This window comes from Lelliottia sp. CFBP8978 (assembly GCF_034046055.2).
GTDB lineage: Bacteria > Pseudomonadota > Gammaproteobacteria > Enterobacterales > Enterobacteriaceae > Enterobacter.
Map to the genome: position 1 here is coordinate 388745 of NZ_CM188253.1, position 16924 is coordinate 405668.

A 16924-nucleotide genomic window follows, 5' to 3' on the forward strand; every position below is an offset into this window, starting at 1 on the left:
CATGATTCAGCTTTCTGTGATGACCTTAACGTTTCTTGTTCTGGGTGAGGCTGGAAACGGCACCCCGAAAGGTGCTGCTATGACCATTACCAGCGGAGCTCAGATGTTGCTATGAATGCCACCTCTTTGACTCTCTCCTGCAAGTCGTAATCGACTTGCATACTGATCGGAATATGAAAATCCGTTACGGTGAACAAATCTGTGTAGCCAATCTCTTGGCGTAACCGTTTCCGGGGAGGCAAGAATCTGTCAGGAGGTCCGAATTGTGAATGCACCCAAGATCGCACCATCTCAGGTTGTAGTGGGGATGGCAGCTGATTAGGAAATTTATAGTTCGTTTTCTTCTCATTCTGTAAAAAAAGCTCAATTGAAAAAAGCGTTGTACCTTCTCGCTTAAAGGCTAAGTAAATTCCTTCATTCATCATGCTTAACGTTAGATCAGGATCTCCCGGGTAGCCTGTCGGCTTGGTCTTGTAGGGAATCAATCCGGCATCAAAAATTTCCTGATATGGCTTACCTAAGTAGCGAATCAATGCTTCGACATTAACGGTCATTAGTATAATCCCTGTTCCTGATTTAATTGATGCATCTCAACTTTTGCTTCATCGATTTGGCTATCTGTTACGCCACGCTGTTTAAGCTCAGGGCGTATGGTCTCAATGTCGCGATCTACAGCCGCTCGCAAATCTCTGGAGTCTTGCTGTATTTGCATAGGGCTATTTCTGCCGCCATAAGTGGCACTAAGTTTTTGGTGAATATCAGCAGGAATGATAATAGAAGCAACGTCTTTCGCCATACGGTCAATTTCGGCAGGTTTTGCGTCTGGGTACTCACGTCGTAAGAAGGCTCGTACTGCTGCGGCTGATGGCATGTGATCAGCATGAGTACCATTCCGTGGTCTACCTGTAAAGTTGCTATATAAATCGACCTCCAGTAGTTCCACTGGAGGCTTGCTAAGGTAGATGTAGATCGGTGGATGTACGTTGCCCGGAAACACCAGAATGTAATCCCGGAAGTCCTTTTCCTCTGGCAGTGGCGTGGTGGTGATGGTCACATTCTGAATATCCGGTTGCTCAAGCCCCGGTATCGTGACGGTTCCTGCCTGTGGGCTGTTACTCCCTGTGTTCCAGCCGTTCTGTGACCCCGGCGTGTTTGCTGGTGTCCATGTGATTAATGGTTTATCGCTTCGCTCGTCGCTCCAGAATTCATAGCTGCCATCGGTCTGCTTCTCCAGCATTCTGACTCGCACCTGATCACGGCCACTGGCGGCAGTAGTGTGATAGCCAACCGCTTTCAGCTTCCCGCTGTCGTCGTCGGTGATCCAGTTATAACGGACACGGGTAGGGACAGCTCCCTTACTGTGAGCCACTTCCAGCAGGTTATGAGGCGTTAGCAGGTCGCTCTGCTCGCCTTTGAGATTCGACTGAATGATGGCACCCATGACCACGAACGGTAGATTCATCGCCAGCCGCCCGTTCCAGACTTCGGGGCCGGAGAGGCGTTTCATGGAGTAGATTAACGCTATAGCGGCGTCCTGACTGGCTTTAGCGGTTGCTCCTCCGGCAGAGGCAGCCATCCCGGCTTCGGCGGTCCCAGCCATGACAGGCGGCGGGGGGAGGGGCATCGCTTCAGCTTCACCAAAGAAAAAGCCGGTGACTTTATCGAAGAGTGATTTCTTCGGTGGCTCTGGTGGCGGTGCATTTTTCTTCTTCTTTGCAGCCTGTGCGTATTGTTCTGGCTCAGGGTCTGGCTGAGTGGGTTGTGACTGATAGAAGCTCATTTCACCGATATTGCTTTGTGGTTCTTCTGACTCCCCGGCATCGGTATTACCAGTACCACGCAGGACAGACTTTGCGAACACAGGAATAGCGACTATGGCGGCGGCAGCTATTTTGTTAATGGGCCATTCCGCTGCCCGCTTGCGATGCTCCTCAAAAGGATCGCTCGGACTATCTTCCACCCAAATTGTCGTACTGCCCAGCACCTGATTGTTTTTGCAGTTACAAAGTACCCGATCACCTGTGGCTACGCAGGGTTTGTCTTCAGCGAAGTAATACGCAGTGCCATTGATCTGAAATGGCCCGTTGCAGGTTTCTTTTGGGCACCATGCCATATCGCCATTCAGGGCAATATTCCGTTCTTCAATAATCGTCGAGGAAGCTGAAATCACTTCACCGCCGCTCGTGGTTTTGTCTCCAAGCCTTACCAGTGCTCTGGTCATAATCCCTCATGAATCATATTGATATCGTAGGCATAATACCCAAAAGATGACTAAAGCTAAATCAATCAGAGTGAAAAATGTTCGGTTTGATATAGGGGTTGTTGTTGATAGCTGGGAGGTAGAGTTAGTGCTGGTGGTTTGTGTTTGGCTTCCGACCGGACAAAGACCGGATGTGGCCTTGCAGAAATGAATCCGTCAGCCGGGTACTCATGTGAAATATAGTGTCTATTGGGGATTTGAAGTCTGACAGACAAGGCTACCGCGACCAGAGGGGGGTTGCCACTTAGAAGAAATGTTTAGGCTGGATGGAAGAGGTAAAGCAGCGACATCAGCGGTCATCGCGACCAGAAATCTACCGGAACCCCAGAAAGCAAAAAACCAGCCCTAAGGCTGGTTTCTTTAAATAGTGGTGCCCGGACTCGGAATCGAACCAAGGACACGGGGATTTTCAATCCCCTGCTCTACCGACTGAGCTATCCGGGCAACGGAGCGAATTAAACCTTAATCCCGTAGGATCGTCAACCCTATTTAGGGAAAAGCTGTTCAACTGCTTAACTTTGCGGCAATCTGTCCGTTTGAGCGCCGAAAATGCACAAATCTTCCAGACAAAAATGGCAAGAAATCGCAATGCTGACGGGCAGGAGGAGGGCGATATGGCGAACGACTGGCTTGAGCTACGTCAGCATGCAGATACGGGTATTGAAACGATCAAGGCGCATTTTGAAGGGCATGCCTACGATCCGCACTGGCATGACAGTTATCTGGTGGGCATTACGCTTTCCGGTACGCAGCAGTTTCATTGTCGTCGCGAACGGCATCATAGTCGTCCGGGCGATGCTTTTCTGCTGGAGCCGGGGGAGATCCATGATGGTGATGCACCCGTAGAGGGGGGCTTTACCTATCTGACCTTTTACCTGGACGAACAGTGGCTGACCAACACCCTGCACGGCTTGTATGAGGCCACGCCCGGGAGCTACTCACTCCATTTTGCGCAAACCCTGACGCGTGAGCCCCAGCTGGTTGGTGCTATTGGCGACACGTTTGCAGCACTCCATTCTGACGAAATGAAAATCGTGCAGCAGAGCACGATGGATCATCTTCTGGCGCAGATTACCTCTCATTGTCACTGGCGCAAAAAGTTGCCCTCTCAGCTGCAAAGCGCCGCTGTCGCCCACCGCGCGCGCGATTATCTTTACGCACACGTGGGTGAGAACATCGGTCTTTCCGATCTCGCACGGGAGACGGGCACCGACCGTTTTACGCTGACGCGCTGCTTTAAACGCGAGTTCCATTTGGCCCCCCACGCCTGGCTCATCCAGCTCCGGCTGGCGAAAGCGCGGCAGTTGTTGGCCCGTGGTGAGCAGCCTGTCGATGTGGCTGCGGCACTGGGATTTGCCGACCAAAGTCATCTTGGGCGTTGGTTCCAGCGCGCGTATCGTATAACCCCCGCTCATTACCGAAAGTTGTGCACAAACCTTCCAGACGTTTCCAGAAAATAACGGCACATTCAGGGCTCTGATAAGAAGGAGCCACCTGTGAATGTGATGCCGTTTCTGCTGTTTGCCTTTGTTGCCTCGATAACGCCGGGGCCGACCAATATCCTCGTTTTGACCAACAGTCAGCATTACGGTGTGAAGGCCACCCTTCCCCCATTGATTAGCGGCTGCGTGGCAGCGAGCGCCATTGTGCTGATATCCGGCGCGGGGGCAGGGGAATTGTTGCGCCAGTATCCGCTTATCCGCCAGATCATGAGCTGGGCTGGAGTGCTGTGGCTAAGCTGGATGAGCTGGCAGCTTTTTAGCGCCCCGGCGGCGAATCTGACCAACGGAACGCAGCACCGTTTTACGGTTCGTGCGGCGGCTCTATTACAGGTGATTAACCCGAAAACGTGGATGATGGCGTTGGCGGTGGTGAGTTTATTTGCCCCTAAAGGCGAGCATGCCTTGCGGGAGATCGCGTTAATGGCCCTATGGTTTTTGCTTATCTCAGTGGCCTGTCTGACGTGCTGGGCATGGTTGGGAAGCGCAGTTAACCGCGTATTTCGCACCACCGTGGCGATGGTGCGCTTTCAACGGATGATGGCGCTGTGTCTGTTTGCTTCTGCCTGGGCAGGCATGCTGGCTTAAGTGAGCGCTCCGCCCATGCGGCACTGGGCAAAACGCAGAATATCTTCTGCCAGCCGATGCGCCGTCTCGACGTCAGTAAGGCTACGATTAACCAGCATGCGGCTCAGACACCCCTCCAGCACCAGCTCCATTTGTTTGGCGACCATCGCAGGATCGTCCACTTCGAGCGTCGTGAGCAGCTCGTGAGTAAAGTCGTGAGCCGCGCGTTTTTGCTGTTCTGCCAGTTGGTGAATAGGGTGACCAGGATCCGGATAGAAAGTACAGGCGGCGATAAACAAGCACCCTGGATAGCGTTTGTTGCGCACGCAATCCGCCAGCGCCGTATAGCGCGCCAGTAATTTTTGTTCTGCCGACAGCTCTTCATTCAGTATTAACTGCCTGCGCCAGATATCCACCTGCTGGCTGAGATAGCGGAGCGCATCGTAGAGCAGAGCTTCTTTATCGGGCCAGAAGCGGCGCAGTTCATCCAGAGGATAATTGACGCGTTCGGCCACCATCTCAAGCGTGGTGCTGGCGATCCCTTGAATCTCAAGTAATTGTAGGGCTTGTCCCAGTACGTCTTCACGTTGCACGGTTTTCTCCTCCCAATGCTAACGGTTTCTCCCGTTAACAGTGTCGTTTACGGTTGGCGATCGCGCAAATGTGCGCTGAACGCAGCCGCATCCATAAATCCAGTCACGCGTGCCGCCGGTTGTTCCTCGCCCTGTTCGTTAAAGAACAGGATCGTCGGCAGCCCCAACACGTTGAGTTGCTTCAGTAAAGCCTTATCCTGGGCGTTATTAGCTGTCACATTAGCCTGCAGCAGAACGGTATTTTTCAGCGCGTTTTGCACCTGCGGATCGCTAAAGGTGTATTTTTCGAACTCTTTACATGCCACACACCAGTCGGCATAGAGGTCGAGCATCACGGGTTTTCCTTTGGCCTGCGCCAGCGCGGTATTCAGCTCATCAACGTTGCTGATGTGAGTGAAGTTAAGATGCGCCTGAGTTTGCGCGCTTGTTGACCCAAAGGCCCAGTCCTGAAGCGGACGCACGCTTATCAGCGCGGCAGCCAGCAGGATGATTTGAAGCAACCGCATCCAGGGTTTTTGCGCCTGCAGACTGGTGATAAACGCCCAGCCAAAGAACGCCACCCCAAGCATCGCCCACAAGCGAACGCCCCAGACATCGCCTGTTACGCGCTCCAGCAAGAAGACCGGCAGCGCCAGAATCACGAAGCCAAAGGCCGTCTTCACTTGCGCCATCCACGGGCCGCTTTTCGGCAACAGGCGATTGCCAAAGACCGTCACCAGGATCAGCGGCAGACCCATGCCCAGCGCATACAGGTAGAGCGTACCGCCGCCGAACCACATATTGCCGCTCTGCGCGATGTAGAGCAGGATCGCGCTCAGCGGCGCGGTGGTGCAAGGTGAGCAAATCAGCCCGGCAATGGCGCCCATCACAAAAACGCCACCCGCAGAACCGCCTTGCTGCCGGTTACTCATCAGCGTTAAACGTGTTTGCAGGGACGACGGCAGCTGCAGAGTAAAGAGCCCAAACATCGACAGGGCCAGCAGCGTGAAGACTATCGACAGGCCGATGAGCACGTAAGGATGCTGGAGCGCAGCCTGAAACTGAAGCCCGGCGGCAGCAACCACCAGGCCCAGCGCCGTATAGGTCAGCGCCATCCCCTGCACATAGATAAACGCCAACAGCAGCGCGCGAGTCGTCGATAGACGTTGTTGACCGCCCAGCACGATACCCGAGATCAGCGGATACATCGGCAATACGCACGGCGTGAAGGCGATGCCGATGCCGATCAGCAAGGCCCAGAGCGCAGAGAAGGGGAGCCTGGTGCTCTCTTCGCCACTTTTTCCAGCTGGAGCAGGAGAGACGGCCGGTTGAGCTGCCGCTTTTACCTCACTCAGCGGCACTATTTTGGTTTCAGGTGGATAGCAAAAACCTGCATCAGCACAGCCCTGATAGGTCACTGTGAGCGTCGCGCCGGGGCTTGCCTGATTCACCGTAACCGGCACGTTCAACTGCTGGCGATAAATTTCGCTTTTGCCGTAAAACTCGTCTTCATGCCACTCACCGGCGGGCAACTGTGGCTCACCGATTTGCGCGTTTGCGGGCGTGAAGCTGACCTGCTTGCGATAAAGGTAATAGCCGTCTTTGACCTGCCAGCTCAGATTGAGATCGTGCTGATTTTGCTGGAAGTCGAAGACAAACGCCTGGTCAGCGGGAATGAAATTCGAGCGGCCGGGCGCGTCAAATAACCCGGCAAATGCTGATGTGCTGCACAGCAGAAGAATCAGTGTAAGGAAGCGTTGAGCCATGAGAGATAATCGTTATCGCCGTGGAGGACTGGCATAACCAGTAGTTCCGGGGTCTGGTAAGGGTGATGAGATTTGAGGCAGTCGAGCAGCGCCTGTTGATGTGCCACGTTGGTTTTCAGCAGCATTTGCACTTCGTACTCCTGTTCCAGCTTGCCTTCCCAGTAATAGAGGGACGTCGCGCCGGGAAGGAGGGTCACGCAGGCTGCGAGCTTTTCTGCCAGCACTTTGGCGGCCAGCTCCTGGGCGGTGGCTTCATCGGGGGCGGTACAGAGTACAACAACAGCGTCAGGCGTGTTCACAAGTCGACCTCCTCATCGCGAAAAAATCACTATATCACGCTGGGCCGGAGGCGATTAATGAATCGGGCCGCTAAGCGGCCCGACTTTAACTAATTTTACACCGGAGGCGGATCAGAGAATCACGCTGCCGATCAGGAAACCGAAGCACACGGCAAAGACCACGCCCATCGTGCCTGGAATAAAGAATGGATGGTTAAAGACGAAACGCCCGATGCGCGTAGTCCCGGTATCGTCCATCTGTACCGCCGCGACCAGCGTCGGGTAGGTAGGCAGAATGAACAGGCCGGAAACGGCGGCAAACGAGGCGACCGCTGTCAGCGGCGACACGTTCAGCGCCAGCGCCATTGGCATCAGCGCTTTGGCGGTCGCGGCCTGAGAGTACAGCAGCGCAGAAGCAACGAAGAAGATCACCGCCAGCAGCCACGGATGCCCCTGAATGACCGTACCCGCCGTCTCTTTAATCCAGTCGATGTTGTGAGACACGAAGGTATCGCCGAGCCACGCCACGCCGAGAATACAGATACAGGCGCTCATTCCCGCTTTAAAGGTACTGGAGCTCAGAATGCTGTCCGTTTCCACGCCGCAAAGCGTTGTGGTCAGCGTCGCGACACTCAGCATAATAATCAGGATGGCGTTGGTGGTGTTCATGAGCGGCGTCGCCACCAGGCCCAGGCTTGGGCTGTTAACGATGGCATAAATCACCACGCAGATTACGCCCAACAGGAACAGCAGCACTGACAGTTTCGCACGCGGTTTGATCTCAATTTTGTTTTCACCACGCAGCTCGATCAAGCCCTCTTCCAGACGTTTCAGATACACCGGATCGTCGGAAAGTTTGGAGTTAAACAGCATGGTGACCAGGAAGGACATCAGCAGAACGGCCAGCAGCGTTGAAGGAATCACCACCGACAGCAAATGAATGTAGCTGACGCCGTGGCCTTCCATGACGGATGACATGTAAACCACTGCGGCAGAAATCGGCGAGGCGGTAATGGCAATCTGGGCGGAGACGACGGCAGTCGACAGCGGGCGGCACGGTTTGATGCCTTGCTCTTTTGCCACTTCAGCAATCACCGGCAGCGTTGCCAGGGAGATGTTGCCCGTACCGGCAAAAATGGTCAGGAAATAGGTGACAACAGGCGCGAGAATGGTGATGTACTTAGGGTTTTTGCGCAGCAGCTTTTCAGTTTGATGGACCAGATAATCCAGGCCGCCCGCGATCTGCATGGCCGAGATCGCCGCAATCACCGCCATGATGATAGAGATAACGTCAAACGGGATTTTACCCGGTGCGACACCGATGGCTGCCAGTACCAGCACGCCCAACCCACCGGCATAGCCGATACCAATCCCCCCTAGCCTGGCGCCGAGAAAAATCGCCGCTAAAACGATAATCAGCTCAATGACAATCATAATCGCTTCCTTGAATGTTAGATGTTGGATACATAAATGTTATTTTTGTGATGTCCTATAAAAGCAAAAAGGCACGTCACAAGTGACGTGCCTTTCGGAAGTTTAACCGGAACTGTTATTGTTCGCTTTCATCGGTATAACGTTTCGCTTTGTAGGCCGGGTGCATCAGGTTTTGCGCCGAGAAGATATCATCCAGCTCCGCTTCTGTCAGCAGTCCACGCTCAAGCACGACTTCGCGCACGCTCTTACCGGTTTCGGCGCAAATCTTCCCGACGATATCGCCGTTGTGGTGGCCGATGAATGGGTTCAGATAGGTGACGATACCGATAGAGTTGTAGACGAAGCTTTCACACACGGCTTTGTTTGCCGTGATGCCATTAATGCATTTTTCCAGCAGGTTGTAGCAGGCGTTGGTCAGAATGTGGATAGACTCGAACATCGCCTGACCGATGACCGGCTCCATGACGTTCAACTGCAGCTGACCCGCTTCAGAAGCCATCGTCACGGTGATGTCGTTACCGATGACTTTGAAACACACCTGATTTACCACTTCTGGCACAACCGGGTTCACTTTGGCTGGCATGATGGAAGAACCGGCCTGCAGCTCTGGCAGATTGATTTCGTTCAGGCCGGCACGCGGACCGGAAGAGAGCAAACGCAGGTCGTTACAGATTTTTGAGAGTTTCACCGCCAGACGTTTCAGCGCGCTGTGTACCATCACATAGGCGCCGCAGTCGGAGGTGGCTTCAATCAGGTCTTCTGCCGGAACGACGGCCAGGTTGGAGACTTCGGCCAGTTTCTGCACGGCCAGTTGCTGATAGCCGTCCGGGGTGTTCAGGCGAGTACCAATGGCGGTCGCACCGAGGTTCACTTCCAGCAGCAGCTCGGAGGTGCGCAGGATGTTGCGGGTCTCTTCGTTCAGCAGAACGTTAAACGCGTGGAATTCCTGGCCGAGCGTCATCGGCACGGCGTCCTGCAACTGGGTACGACCCATTTTCAGAATGTCCTGGAATTCAACCGCTTTACGCTGGAAGCCATCGCCCAGCTGGTTAATCGCGTCGATCAGTTTCACTACAGAGGCGTAAACGGCGATTCGGAAACCGGTCGGATAGGCGTCGTTAGTAGACTGGCACTTGTTAACGTGGTCGTTCGGGTTGAGGTACTGGTACTCACCTTTCTGGTGGCCCATCAGTTCAAGCCCGATGTTTGCCAGCACTTCGTTGGTATTCATGTTCACGGAGGTCCCCGCGCCGCCCTGATAGACGTCAACCGGGAACTGATCCATGCATTTGCCGTTGTTCAGCACTTCATCGCATGCAGCGATGATGGCGTTCGCAGCGCTTTTCGGAATGGTTTGCAGCTCTTTATTTGCCAGTGCTGCGGCTTTTTTTACCATCACCATGCCACGCACAAACTCAGGAATGTCACTGATTTTGTTGTTGCTGATGTAGAAGTTTTCAATCGCTCTCAGAGTGTGAATACCGTAGTAGGCATCCGCTGGAACTTCCCTGGTACCCAACAAATCTTCTTCGATACGAATGTTGTTTAACATGTGAACCTTCTTTTAAAGCAGCCGATGGATTGTACTAAACACACAGTAGATATGTGGTTTTCAATATTTGCTGACCGACGATTATTCCCTCAATCAGCCAGATACCCGAGATCATATGCTGATGATAGCGAATTGCCGTAATCTGGATCACTTATTATCACCCTCATCACATGATAATTATTAATCTGTGAAATGAATCACCGCTTGAATGTTTCCAGAAAAAATATCCGTGCAAACCGATTGAAATTTGGCTAATCGTCACCATTTCAGAAAGACGCGACTCGCAAATACATTCAGACAGAGGCCAGAGGCGTCTGCCACACAGGAGAAACCAGTGCGCTGGATACCTTTTATTGCCATTTTTCTCTATGTTTACATTGAGATTTCTATTTTTATCCAGGTCGCCCACGTGCTGGGCGTCCTGCTGACACTGATTCTGGTGATATTCACGTCAGTGATTGGTATGTCATTGGTGCGCAATCAGGGTTTCAAAAACTTCCTGTTAATGCAGCAAAAGATGGCGGCGGGGGAAAGTCCGGCGGCCGAGATGATCAAAAGCGTGTCCCTGATTCTTGCGGGCCTGCTGCTGATCCTGCCGGGGTTCTTCACCGACTTCCTTGGCCTGTTACTGCTGTTGCCACCGGTGCAAAAACTTCTGACGATGAGACTGCTGCCGCATCTGCGCTTTAACCGTATGCCGGGCGGCGGGTTCAGCGCCGGTCCGGGCAATGGCGAGACCTTCGACGGGGAATACCAGCGTAAGGACGACCAGCGCGACCGTCTCGATCATAAAGACGATAAATAATATGAAAACGCCCGGCATCGCCGGGCGTTTTGTCAAAGAACCACGCTACGCTTAGGCAACAGCAGCCACAATCCGGCCAGCATAATTACCGCATACAAACTTTTCCATCCCACCATCGCCAGCAGCAGTAAACAGAGCACACCGCCTGTCACCGCCAGCGCCTTAAAGCGCCCTTTCAGTAATCGACAACCTGCGATCATGCACAGCAGATAAATCATGATGAAAATGCCATTGGCATAGACGATAAGGGCATCAAGATTAATGTCCAGCCAGTAGATCGCCAGAGTGCTCAACACGCAGCAGCCCAGCACAGCGTTCAACGCGTTAAGCGGGAGCTGGCGTGTTGACAGGCGAGATAACCGGCTGTTTGGTTTGTACTGCGCCTGGGACCACACCAGACGGGCGAAGCTCTGAATATAGATATTCAGGCTGGCGAAACAGGCGAGATAGCCAATCACGCAGGCGACCCACAAGGCTTTTACGCCAAACAGTTGTACGACGATGCCGGGCAGAGAGGCGGCAGCGGCAGTCTCCGCGCCATAAGCGTGAAAATGCAGTACCAGCACCGTACATGCCCAATAGACGGTCCCCGCCAGCACCAGGCCAATCATCAGAGCGCGTGGGAAGTCGCGCTCCGGCTGTTTAAATTCTGATGCCAGATGCGCGAACGCTTCCAGCCCGACAAAACACCAGAACATCACGGAGAGTGCGGCGAACAGTTGAGAGTGATCGACATCAGCGATCGCCGGGAAAAGAATCGCGCTCACCTGGATATTTCCCGCCCACCAGATGGCTGCAATCAACGCGACGATGAGCACGGCGACCAGCGTTTGCAGATTGGCGCTGGAGCTGGCTCCGCGTGAACCGACCCACCAGATGATGGCCAGCGTCCCCAGTTCAGCAAACAGCAGTTGTTCGTCGTGCCAGCCAAACAGCGCCTGACCAAAGCCGGTGGCAATATACAGAGCCGCAGGCAAGCCAACCGGAATGACCGACAGAAACAGCCAGCCGGTGACGCGCTCGAGCCGTGGGCCAAACGCCATGCCGACAAAATGCGCTACGCCGCCCGCGCTGGGGAAGTGCCGTCCGAGTACCGCAAAGACAACCGCAATCGGGAAAACCAGCACGATCAGCACCGGCCACGCCCACAGGCTGTTATTTCCGGCCACCCATGCCGCCAGCGCAGGCACGGCAAAGACACCCGTCCCTAACAAGGATGTTGAGAGGAGTCCCACACCTTGCGCCAGTCCCAGTTCCTGCTTGAGTCCACTCATCTGCTTCGTCCTGACACCATCAAAAGAGAGGCGATGGTATCACTTTCACAATTTTTTTTTCGATAGCCCCTTGAAGGGGCACCCCCCCATCCCCATCTCTCAGGGCACTAGTCGGAAAACCGTTCCCGGCCCGGCGTCATCCATAACTGATAATGACTTTCTCAAAGGAGAGCTATCAATGAGTATTCGTCCGTTACATGATCGTGTGATCGTCAAGCGTAAAGAAGTTGAAACCAAATCTGCTGGCGGCATCGTTCTGACCGGTTCAGCAGCAGCTAAATCAACTCGTGGCGAAATCATCGCTGTCGGTAAGGGCCGCATTCTGGAAAACGGAACTGTGCAGCCACTGGACGTTAAAGTTGGTGACATCGTGATTTTCAACGATGGTTACGGCGTGAAATCCGAGAAGATCGACAATGAAGAAGTGTTGATCATGTCCGAAAGTGACATCCTGGCAATTGTTGAAGCGTAATCCGCGGACGACACTGAACGAATTTGAGGAAATAAGAACATGGCAGCTAAAGACGTAAAATTCGGTAACGACGCTCGTGTGAAAATGCTGCGCGGCGTAAACGTACTGGCAGATGCAGTTAAAGTGACCCTGGGCCCGAAAGGCCGTAACGTAGTGCTGGATAAATCCTTCGGCGCACCAACCATCACCAAAGATGGCGTTTCCGTAGCTCGTGAAATCGAACTCGAAGACAAGTTCGAAAACATGGGCGCGCAGATGGTAAAAGAAGTTGCCTCTAAAGCGAACGATGCGGCAGGCGACGGTACCACCACTGCGACCGTACTGGCACAGGCGATCATCGCTGAAGGCCTGAAAGCTGTTGCTGCGGGCATGAACCCGATGGATCTGAAACGTGGTATCGACAAAGCGGTTATCGCGGCTGTCGAAGAGCTGAAAACGCTGTCCGTACCATGCTCCGACTCTAAAGCGATTGCTCAGGTTGGTACTATCTCCGCTAACTCCGACGAAACTGTCGGTAAACTGATCGCTGAAGCGATGGATAAAGTCGGTAAAGAAGGCGTTATCACCGTTGAAGACGGTACCGGTCTGGAAGACGAACTGGACGTGGTAGAAGGTATGCAGTTCGACCGCGGTTACCTGTCCCCATACTTCATCAACAAGCCAGAAACTGGCGCTGTTGAGCTGGAAAGCCCGTTCATCCTGCTGGCTGATAAGAAAATCTCCAACATTCGCGAAATGCTGCCAGTTCTGGAAGCCGTTGCGAAAGCGGGTAAACCACTGGTTATCATCGCTGAAGACGTTGAAGGCGAAGCGCTGGCTACGCTGGTGGTTAACACCATGCGCGGCATCGTGAAAGTGGCTGCGGTTAAAGCACCTGGTTTCGGCGATCGCCGTAAAGCCATGCTGCAGGATATCGCGACGCTGACCGGCGGTACCGTTATCTCTGAAGAGATCGGTATGGAACTGGAAAAAGCCACCCTGGAAGACCTGGGTCAGGCGAAACGCGTTGTGATCAACAAAGACACCACCACCATCATTGATGGCGTGGGTGACGAAGCCGCTATTCAGGGCCGCGTTGGTCAGATCCGTAAGCAGATCGAAGAAGCAACTTCTGATTACGACCGTGAAAAACTGCAGGAGCGCGTAGCGAAACTGGCTGGCGGCGTTGCGGTAATCAAAGTCGGTGCGGCTACCGAAGTTGAAATGAAAGAGAAGAAAGCTCGCGTTGATGACGCCCTGCACGCAACCCGTGCTGCGGTAGAAGAAGGCGTAGTGGCTGGTGGTGGTGTCGCGCTGGTTCGCGTTGCCGCTAAACTGTCTGGCCTGACTGCTCAGAACGAAGATCAGAACGTGGGTATCAAAGTTGCGCTGCGCGCAATGGAAGCTCCACTGCGTCAGATCGTGTCCAACGCCGGTGAAGAGCCGTCTGTGGTGGCGAACAACGTGAAAGCAGGCGAAGGTAACTACGGTTACAACGCAGCAACTGAAGAATACGGCAACATGATCGACTTCGGTATCCTGGACCCAACTAAAGTGACCCGTTCTGCTCTGCAGTACGCGGCATCCGTTGCGGGTCTGATGATCACGACCGAGTGCATGGTGACCGATCTGCCTAAAGGCGATGCTCCTGATTTAGGCGCAGCCGGCATGGGCGGAATGGGTGGAATGGGCGGCATGATGTAATTGCCCTGCGCCCGGCATCTTTCTGAAACCAGAATGATTTGGGCGCATCCATCGCAGAATTGAAAAACCCCCAGGCAGAAATGTCTGGGGGTTTTTCTTTTGGTCATCTTTTTAGTATAAGGTTTACACACGGACAAACATTGTCCAGCTTATTGAAAACGAGGAATAACATGCGCGTAAAAGTCTGTGCAGGGATCGTAGGGGCAGCGTTGCTGCTGGCGGGTTGTAGCTCCAGTAACGAACTGTCCGCTGGTGGTCAGAGCGTTCGCTTTGTGGAAGATAAGCCGGGTAGTGAGTGTCAGCTGTTAGGCACGGCCAGCGGTGAGCAGAGCAACTGGATGTCGGGTCAGCACGGTGACGAAGGCGGTTCAATGCGCGGTGCAGCGAATGCGCTGCGCAACCAGGCGGCGGCGATGGGAGGCAACGTCATTTATGGTGTCAGCAGCCCAACGCAAGGCATTCTGTCGAGCTTTGTGCCGACCGCCAGCAAAATGAACGGTCAGGTTTATAAGTGCCCGAACTGAGTTAAGTGCGGGCGGATGCCCTCACTCCGGCCCTCTCCGGCAGGGAAAGGGAGCAAACGCTACAAACGGCAACGGGCGTTGCCGTTCTGTTTTGACCTTACGCCACCGGCTTTTACGACTGGCGTAACTGCAAATCCAGCGGTGTCTTGCTCGGCTCTCCGCCAATTTCTCGTGCCAGTTTCGGCACCATATAGCCCGATACCAGCGTCAACAGCTCACGCATGATCTGCCGCGCCTCTTCGTCACTCACCATGAAATGCGCCGCACCCTGAACGCGGTCCAACACGTGCAGGTAATAGGGCATCACACCGGCATCAAACAGGGCGTTGCTCAGATCGGCAAGGGTAAGGGCATTATCGTTGACCCCGCGCAAGAGCACGCTCTGGTTGAGTAATGTCACCCCCACCCGACGCAAACGCGTCATCGCAGTGCGGAACGCCTCATCAATCTCTCTGGCGTGATTGATGTGATTCACCAGCAGGATTTGCAGTCGAGACTGTTCGAAACGGGAAACCAGCGTATCGGTGATACGCGCCGGAATCACAATGGGTAAACGGCTGTGGATACGCAACCGTTTGATGTGAGGAATCGCTTCCAGCTGCGAGAGAAGCCAGTCCAGCTCATGATCTTTCGCCATCAGCGGATCGCCGCCAGAGAAAATGATCTCATCCAGCTCCGGATGGGCTGCAATATAGTCCAGTGCGACCTGCCAGTTGCGCTTATTGCCCTGATTTTCGGCATACGGGAAGTGGCGACGGAAGCAATAACGGCAATTTACCGCGCAACCCCCTTTCACCAGCAGCAGCGCGCGATTACGGTATTTATGCAGCAGTCCCGGCACTACGCTGTTCTGTTCTTCCAGCGGATCGGTGCTAAAACCCGGTGCTGTCACGAACTCATCCTGTGAAGTAAGTACCTGTTTCAGCAATGGATCGTCGGGGTTTCCCTTCTCCATACGCGCGACAAAAGCGCGTGGAACGCGTAGCGCAAAGAGACGCTTAGCCTCGCGGCCAGCAAGCAAATTTTCATCAGAGTCTATATTCAACAGACGCAGCAGTTCATCAGGACTGGTGATTACATCGGCAAGTTGCGATAACCAATCTTCTCTGGACGGGGTATTTAGGGTTACAATATGCGCCATTTTGTGGCTTAGCTACCAGTTAACAATTTTAGAGGGCCTTATGGCGACTTACTATAGCAACGATTTTCGTGCTGGTCTTAAAATCATGATGGACGGCGAACCGTACGCGGTTGAAGCCAGCGAATTCGTTAAACCCGGTAAAGGCCAGGCGTTCGCGCGCGTTAAGCTGCGTCGCCTGCTGACCGGCACCCGCGTTGAGAAGACGTTCAAATCTACCGACTCCGCCGAAGGCGCAGACGTTGTCGATATGAACCTGACCTTCCTGTACAACGATGGTGAATTCTATCACTTCATGAACAACGAGACTTTCGAGCAGCTGGCTGCCGATGAGAAAGCCGTTGGTGATAACGCGAAATGGCTGCTGGATCAGGCTGAATGTATCGTTACCCTGTGGAACGGTCAGCCTATCTCTGTGACCCCGCCAAACTTCGTAGAACTGGAAATCATCGAAACGGATCCAGGTCTGAAAGGTGATACTGCAGGTACTGGCGGCAAACCGGCTACCCTGTCTACTGGCGCAGTGGTTAAAGTTCCATTGTTTGTCCAGATTGGCGAAGTCATCAAAGTGGATACGCGTTCTGGCGAATACGTGTCCCGCGTGAAGTAATTCATGTAAATGACTCAGGCGCAGCGTTTGCTGCGCCTGATTGATTCAGGCAGGGATGATGAACCGTACCGTTAAAATTCTGCTGTTGCTGGCCCTTTCTGGCGCGTTCCTTTCCGGTTGTAACACCGCTCGTGGCGTAGGCGAAGATATTCAAGACCTGGGTCATATCATTTCACACGCGGCCAGTTAAAAGCGTCTATTTTTCCTAAAAATCCTTCCTTTTCCGTCAATCGCTCGGATCTTGTCTATCCTTAAGTGGCTATACACAAATAACATTGGCTATAAAAGGAAGATATTATGGTTAAGAAAACAATTGCAGCGATCTTTTCTGTTCTGGTGCTTTCTTCAGTATTAACCGCATGCAACACCACGCGCGGCGTAGGTGAAGATATCTCGACCGGCGGTAGCGCTATTTCGGGTGCAGCGACGAAAGCACAGAACTAACGTAGCTTTGCCTGGACGGTACGGAACGGGATGTATCGCCGTACCG

The 16924-nt window shown here is 53.6% G+C and carries 18 protein-coding genes and 1 tRNA gene; 9 read left to right on the forward strand and 10 right to left on the reverse strand.

Going from position 1 to position 16924, the window contains the following annotated elements:
• Positions 1 to 86: 86 nt before the first annotated feature.
• The 3 genes from SOM82_RS01785 to SOM82_RS01795 form a co-directional block, all read right to left on the reverse strand.
• Positions 87 to 554 carry a DUF6392 family protein gene (locus tag SOM82_RS01785; RefSeq protein WP_320460716.1) on the reverse strand — a complete coding sequence of 156 codons (468 nt, stop codon included), beginning with the start codon at positions 552 to 554 and terminating at the stop codon, positions 87 to 89.
• Positions 554 to 2221 (reverse strand): S-type pyocin domain-containing protein, encoded by a 1668-nt coding sequence (locus tag SOM82_RS01790; protein ID WP_320460717.1) that lies wholly within the window; start codon positions 2219 to 2221, stop codon positions 554 to 556. The genes SOM82_RS01785 and SOM82_RS01790 overlap by 1 nt, the downstream gene beginning before the upstream one ends.
• Positions 2222 to 2628: 407 nt before the next feature.
• Positions 2629 to 2704, reverse strand: a tRNA-Phe gene (locus SOM82_RS01795).
• A gap of 170 nt (positions 2705 to 2874) precedes the next feature.
• Here SOM82_RS01795 and SOM82_RS01800 point away from each other — a divergent pair.
• Together SOM82_RS01800 and SOM82_RS01805 are read left to right on the forward strand one after the other, a co-directional pair.
• Positions 2875 to 3720 (forward strand): AraC family transcriptional regulator, encoded by an 846-nt coding sequence (locus SOM82_RS01800; RefSeq protein WP_422655529.1) that lies wholly within the window; start codon positions 2875 to 2877, stop codon positions 3718 to 3720.
• A 36-nt stretch (positions 3721 to 3756) separates the two neighbouring features.
• On the forward strand, positions 3757 to 4347 hold the full coding sequence (locus tag SOM82_RS01805) for a LysE family translocator (RefSeq protein WP_320460719.1): 591 nt from the start codon (positions 3757 to 3759) through the stop codon (positions 4345 to 4347).
• Here the strand turns inward: SOM82_RS01805 and SOM82_RS01810 are convergent.
• The 5 genes from SOM82_RS01810 to aspA form a co-directional block, all read right to left on the reverse strand.
• Positions 4344 to 4919 (reverse strand): transcriptional regulator, encoded by a 576-nt coding sequence (locus SOM82_RS01810; RefSeq protein ID WP_320460720.1) that lies wholly within the window; start codon positions 4917 to 4919, stop codon positions 4344 to 4346. The genes SOM82_RS01805 and SOM82_RS01810 overlap by 4 nt on opposite strands.
• A 47-nt stretch (positions 4920 to 4966) precedes the next feature.
• Entirely contained in the window at positions 4967 to 6664 is a 1698-nt protein-coding gene (locus SOM82_RS01815) for a protein-disulfide reductase DsbD (RefSeq protein WP_320460721.1), read from the reverse strand.
• The gene (cutA, locus tag SOM82_RS01820) at positions 6640 to 6963 is read right to left on the reverse strand and encodes a divalent cation tolerance protein CutA (protein WP_320460722.1); all 324 of its coding nucleotides are present in this window, start codon (positions 6961 to 6963) and stop codon (positions 6640 to 6642) included. Before cutA ends, SOM82_RS01815 begins: the two co-directional genes overlap by 25 nt.
• A gap of 111 nt (positions 6964 to 7074) precedes the next feature.
• Entirely contained in the window at positions 7075 to 8376 is a 1302-nt protein-coding gene (locus SOM82_RS01825) for an anaerobic C4-dicarboxylate transporter (protein ID WP_154126922.1), read from the reverse strand.
• A 115-nt stretch (positions 8377 to 8491) separates the two neighbouring features.
• Positions 8492 to 9928: an aspartate ammonia-lyase gene (aspA, locus tag SOM82_RS01830; protein ID WP_100777921.1), complete on the reverse strand. Its 1437-nt coding sequence runs from the start codon at positions 9926 to 9928 to the stop codon at positions 8492 to 8494.
• 334 nt (positions 9929 to 10262) lie between these two features.
• On the opposite strand from aspA, the gene SOM82_RS01835 reads away from it, so the two are divergent.
• Positions 10263 to 10733: an FxsA family protein gene (locus tag SOM82_RS01835; protein WP_320460723.1), complete on the forward strand. Its 471-nt coding sequence runs from the start codon at positions 10263 to 10265 to the stop codon at positions 10731 to 10733.
• Positions 10734 to 10765: 32 nt separating this feature from the next.
• Here the strand turns inward: SOM82_RS01835 and yjeH are convergent, their stop codons facing one another.
• Complete coding sequence (gene yjeH / locus SOM82_RS01840) at positions 10766 to 12007, reverse strand: L-methionine/branched-chain amino acid transporter (RefSeq protein WP_320460724.1); 1242 nt, start codon at positions 12005 to 12007, stop codon at positions 10766 to 10768.
• Positions 12008 to 12185: 178 nt separating this feature from the next.
• Here yjeH and SOM82_RS01845 point away from each other — a divergent pair, with 178 nt between their 5' ends.
• The 3 genes from SOM82_RS01845 to SOM82_RS01855 all read left to right on the forward strand — a co-directional run bounded on the left by SOM82_RS01845 (position 12186) and on the right by SOM82_RS01855 (position 14686).
• Complete coding sequence (locus SOM82_RS01845) at positions 12186 to 12479, forward strand: co-chaperone GroES (protein WP_003855929.1); 294 nt, start codon at positions 12186 to 12188, stop codon at positions 12477 to 12479.
• Between the two features lie 39 nt (positions 12480 to 12518).
• The gene (gene groL, locus SOM82_RS01850) at positions 12519 to 14162 is read left to right on the forward strand and encodes a chaperonin GroEL (protein WP_154126925.1); all 1644 of its coding nucleotides are present in this window, start codon (positions 12519 to 12521) and stop codon (positions 14160 to 14162) included.
• 170 nt (positions 14163 to 14332) lie between these two features.
• On the forward strand, positions 14333 to 14686 hold the full coding sequence (locus SOM82_RS01855) for a DUF4156 domain-containing protein (RefSeq protein WP_154126926.1): 354 nt from the start codon (positions 14333 to 14335) through the stop codon (positions 14684 to 14686).
• A 112-nt stretch (positions 14687 to 14798) separates the two neighbouring features.
• Here the strand turns inward: SOM82_RS01855 and epmB are convergent, their stop codons facing one another.
• Complete coding sequence (epmB, locus tag SOM82_RS01860) at positions 14799 to 15827, reverse strand: EF-P beta-lysylation protein EpmB (protein WP_320460725.1); 1029 nt, start codon at positions 15825 to 15827, stop codon at positions 14799 to 14801.
• A 40-nt stretch (positions 15828 to 15867) separates the two neighbouring features.
• Between epmB and efp the strand changes: the two genes are divergently transcribed.
• From efp to ecnB, 3 genes are all read left to right on the forward strand, one after another.
• Positions 15868 to 16434 (forward strand): elongation factor P, encoded by a 567-nt coding sequence (gene efp / locus SOM82_RS01865; RefSeq protein WP_095280459.1) that lies wholly within the window; start codon positions 15868 to 15870, stop codon positions 16432 to 16434.
• A 58-nt stretch (positions 16435 to 16492) separates the two neighbouring features.
• Positions 16493 to 16624: an entericidin A/B family lipoprotein gene (locus SOM82_RS01870; protein ID WP_320460847.1), complete on the forward strand. Its 132-nt coding sequence runs from the start codon at positions 16493 to 16495 to the stop codon at positions 16622 to 16624.
• A gap of 107 nt (positions 16625 to 16731) precedes the next feature.
• A complete protein-coding gene (gene ecnB, locus SOM82_RS01875; protein ID WP_154126929.1) occupies positions 16732 to 16878 on the forward strand; it encodes a lipoprotein toxin entericidin B in 147 nt (48 codons plus the stop codon).
• Positions 16879 to 16924 lie beyond the last annotated feature (46 nt).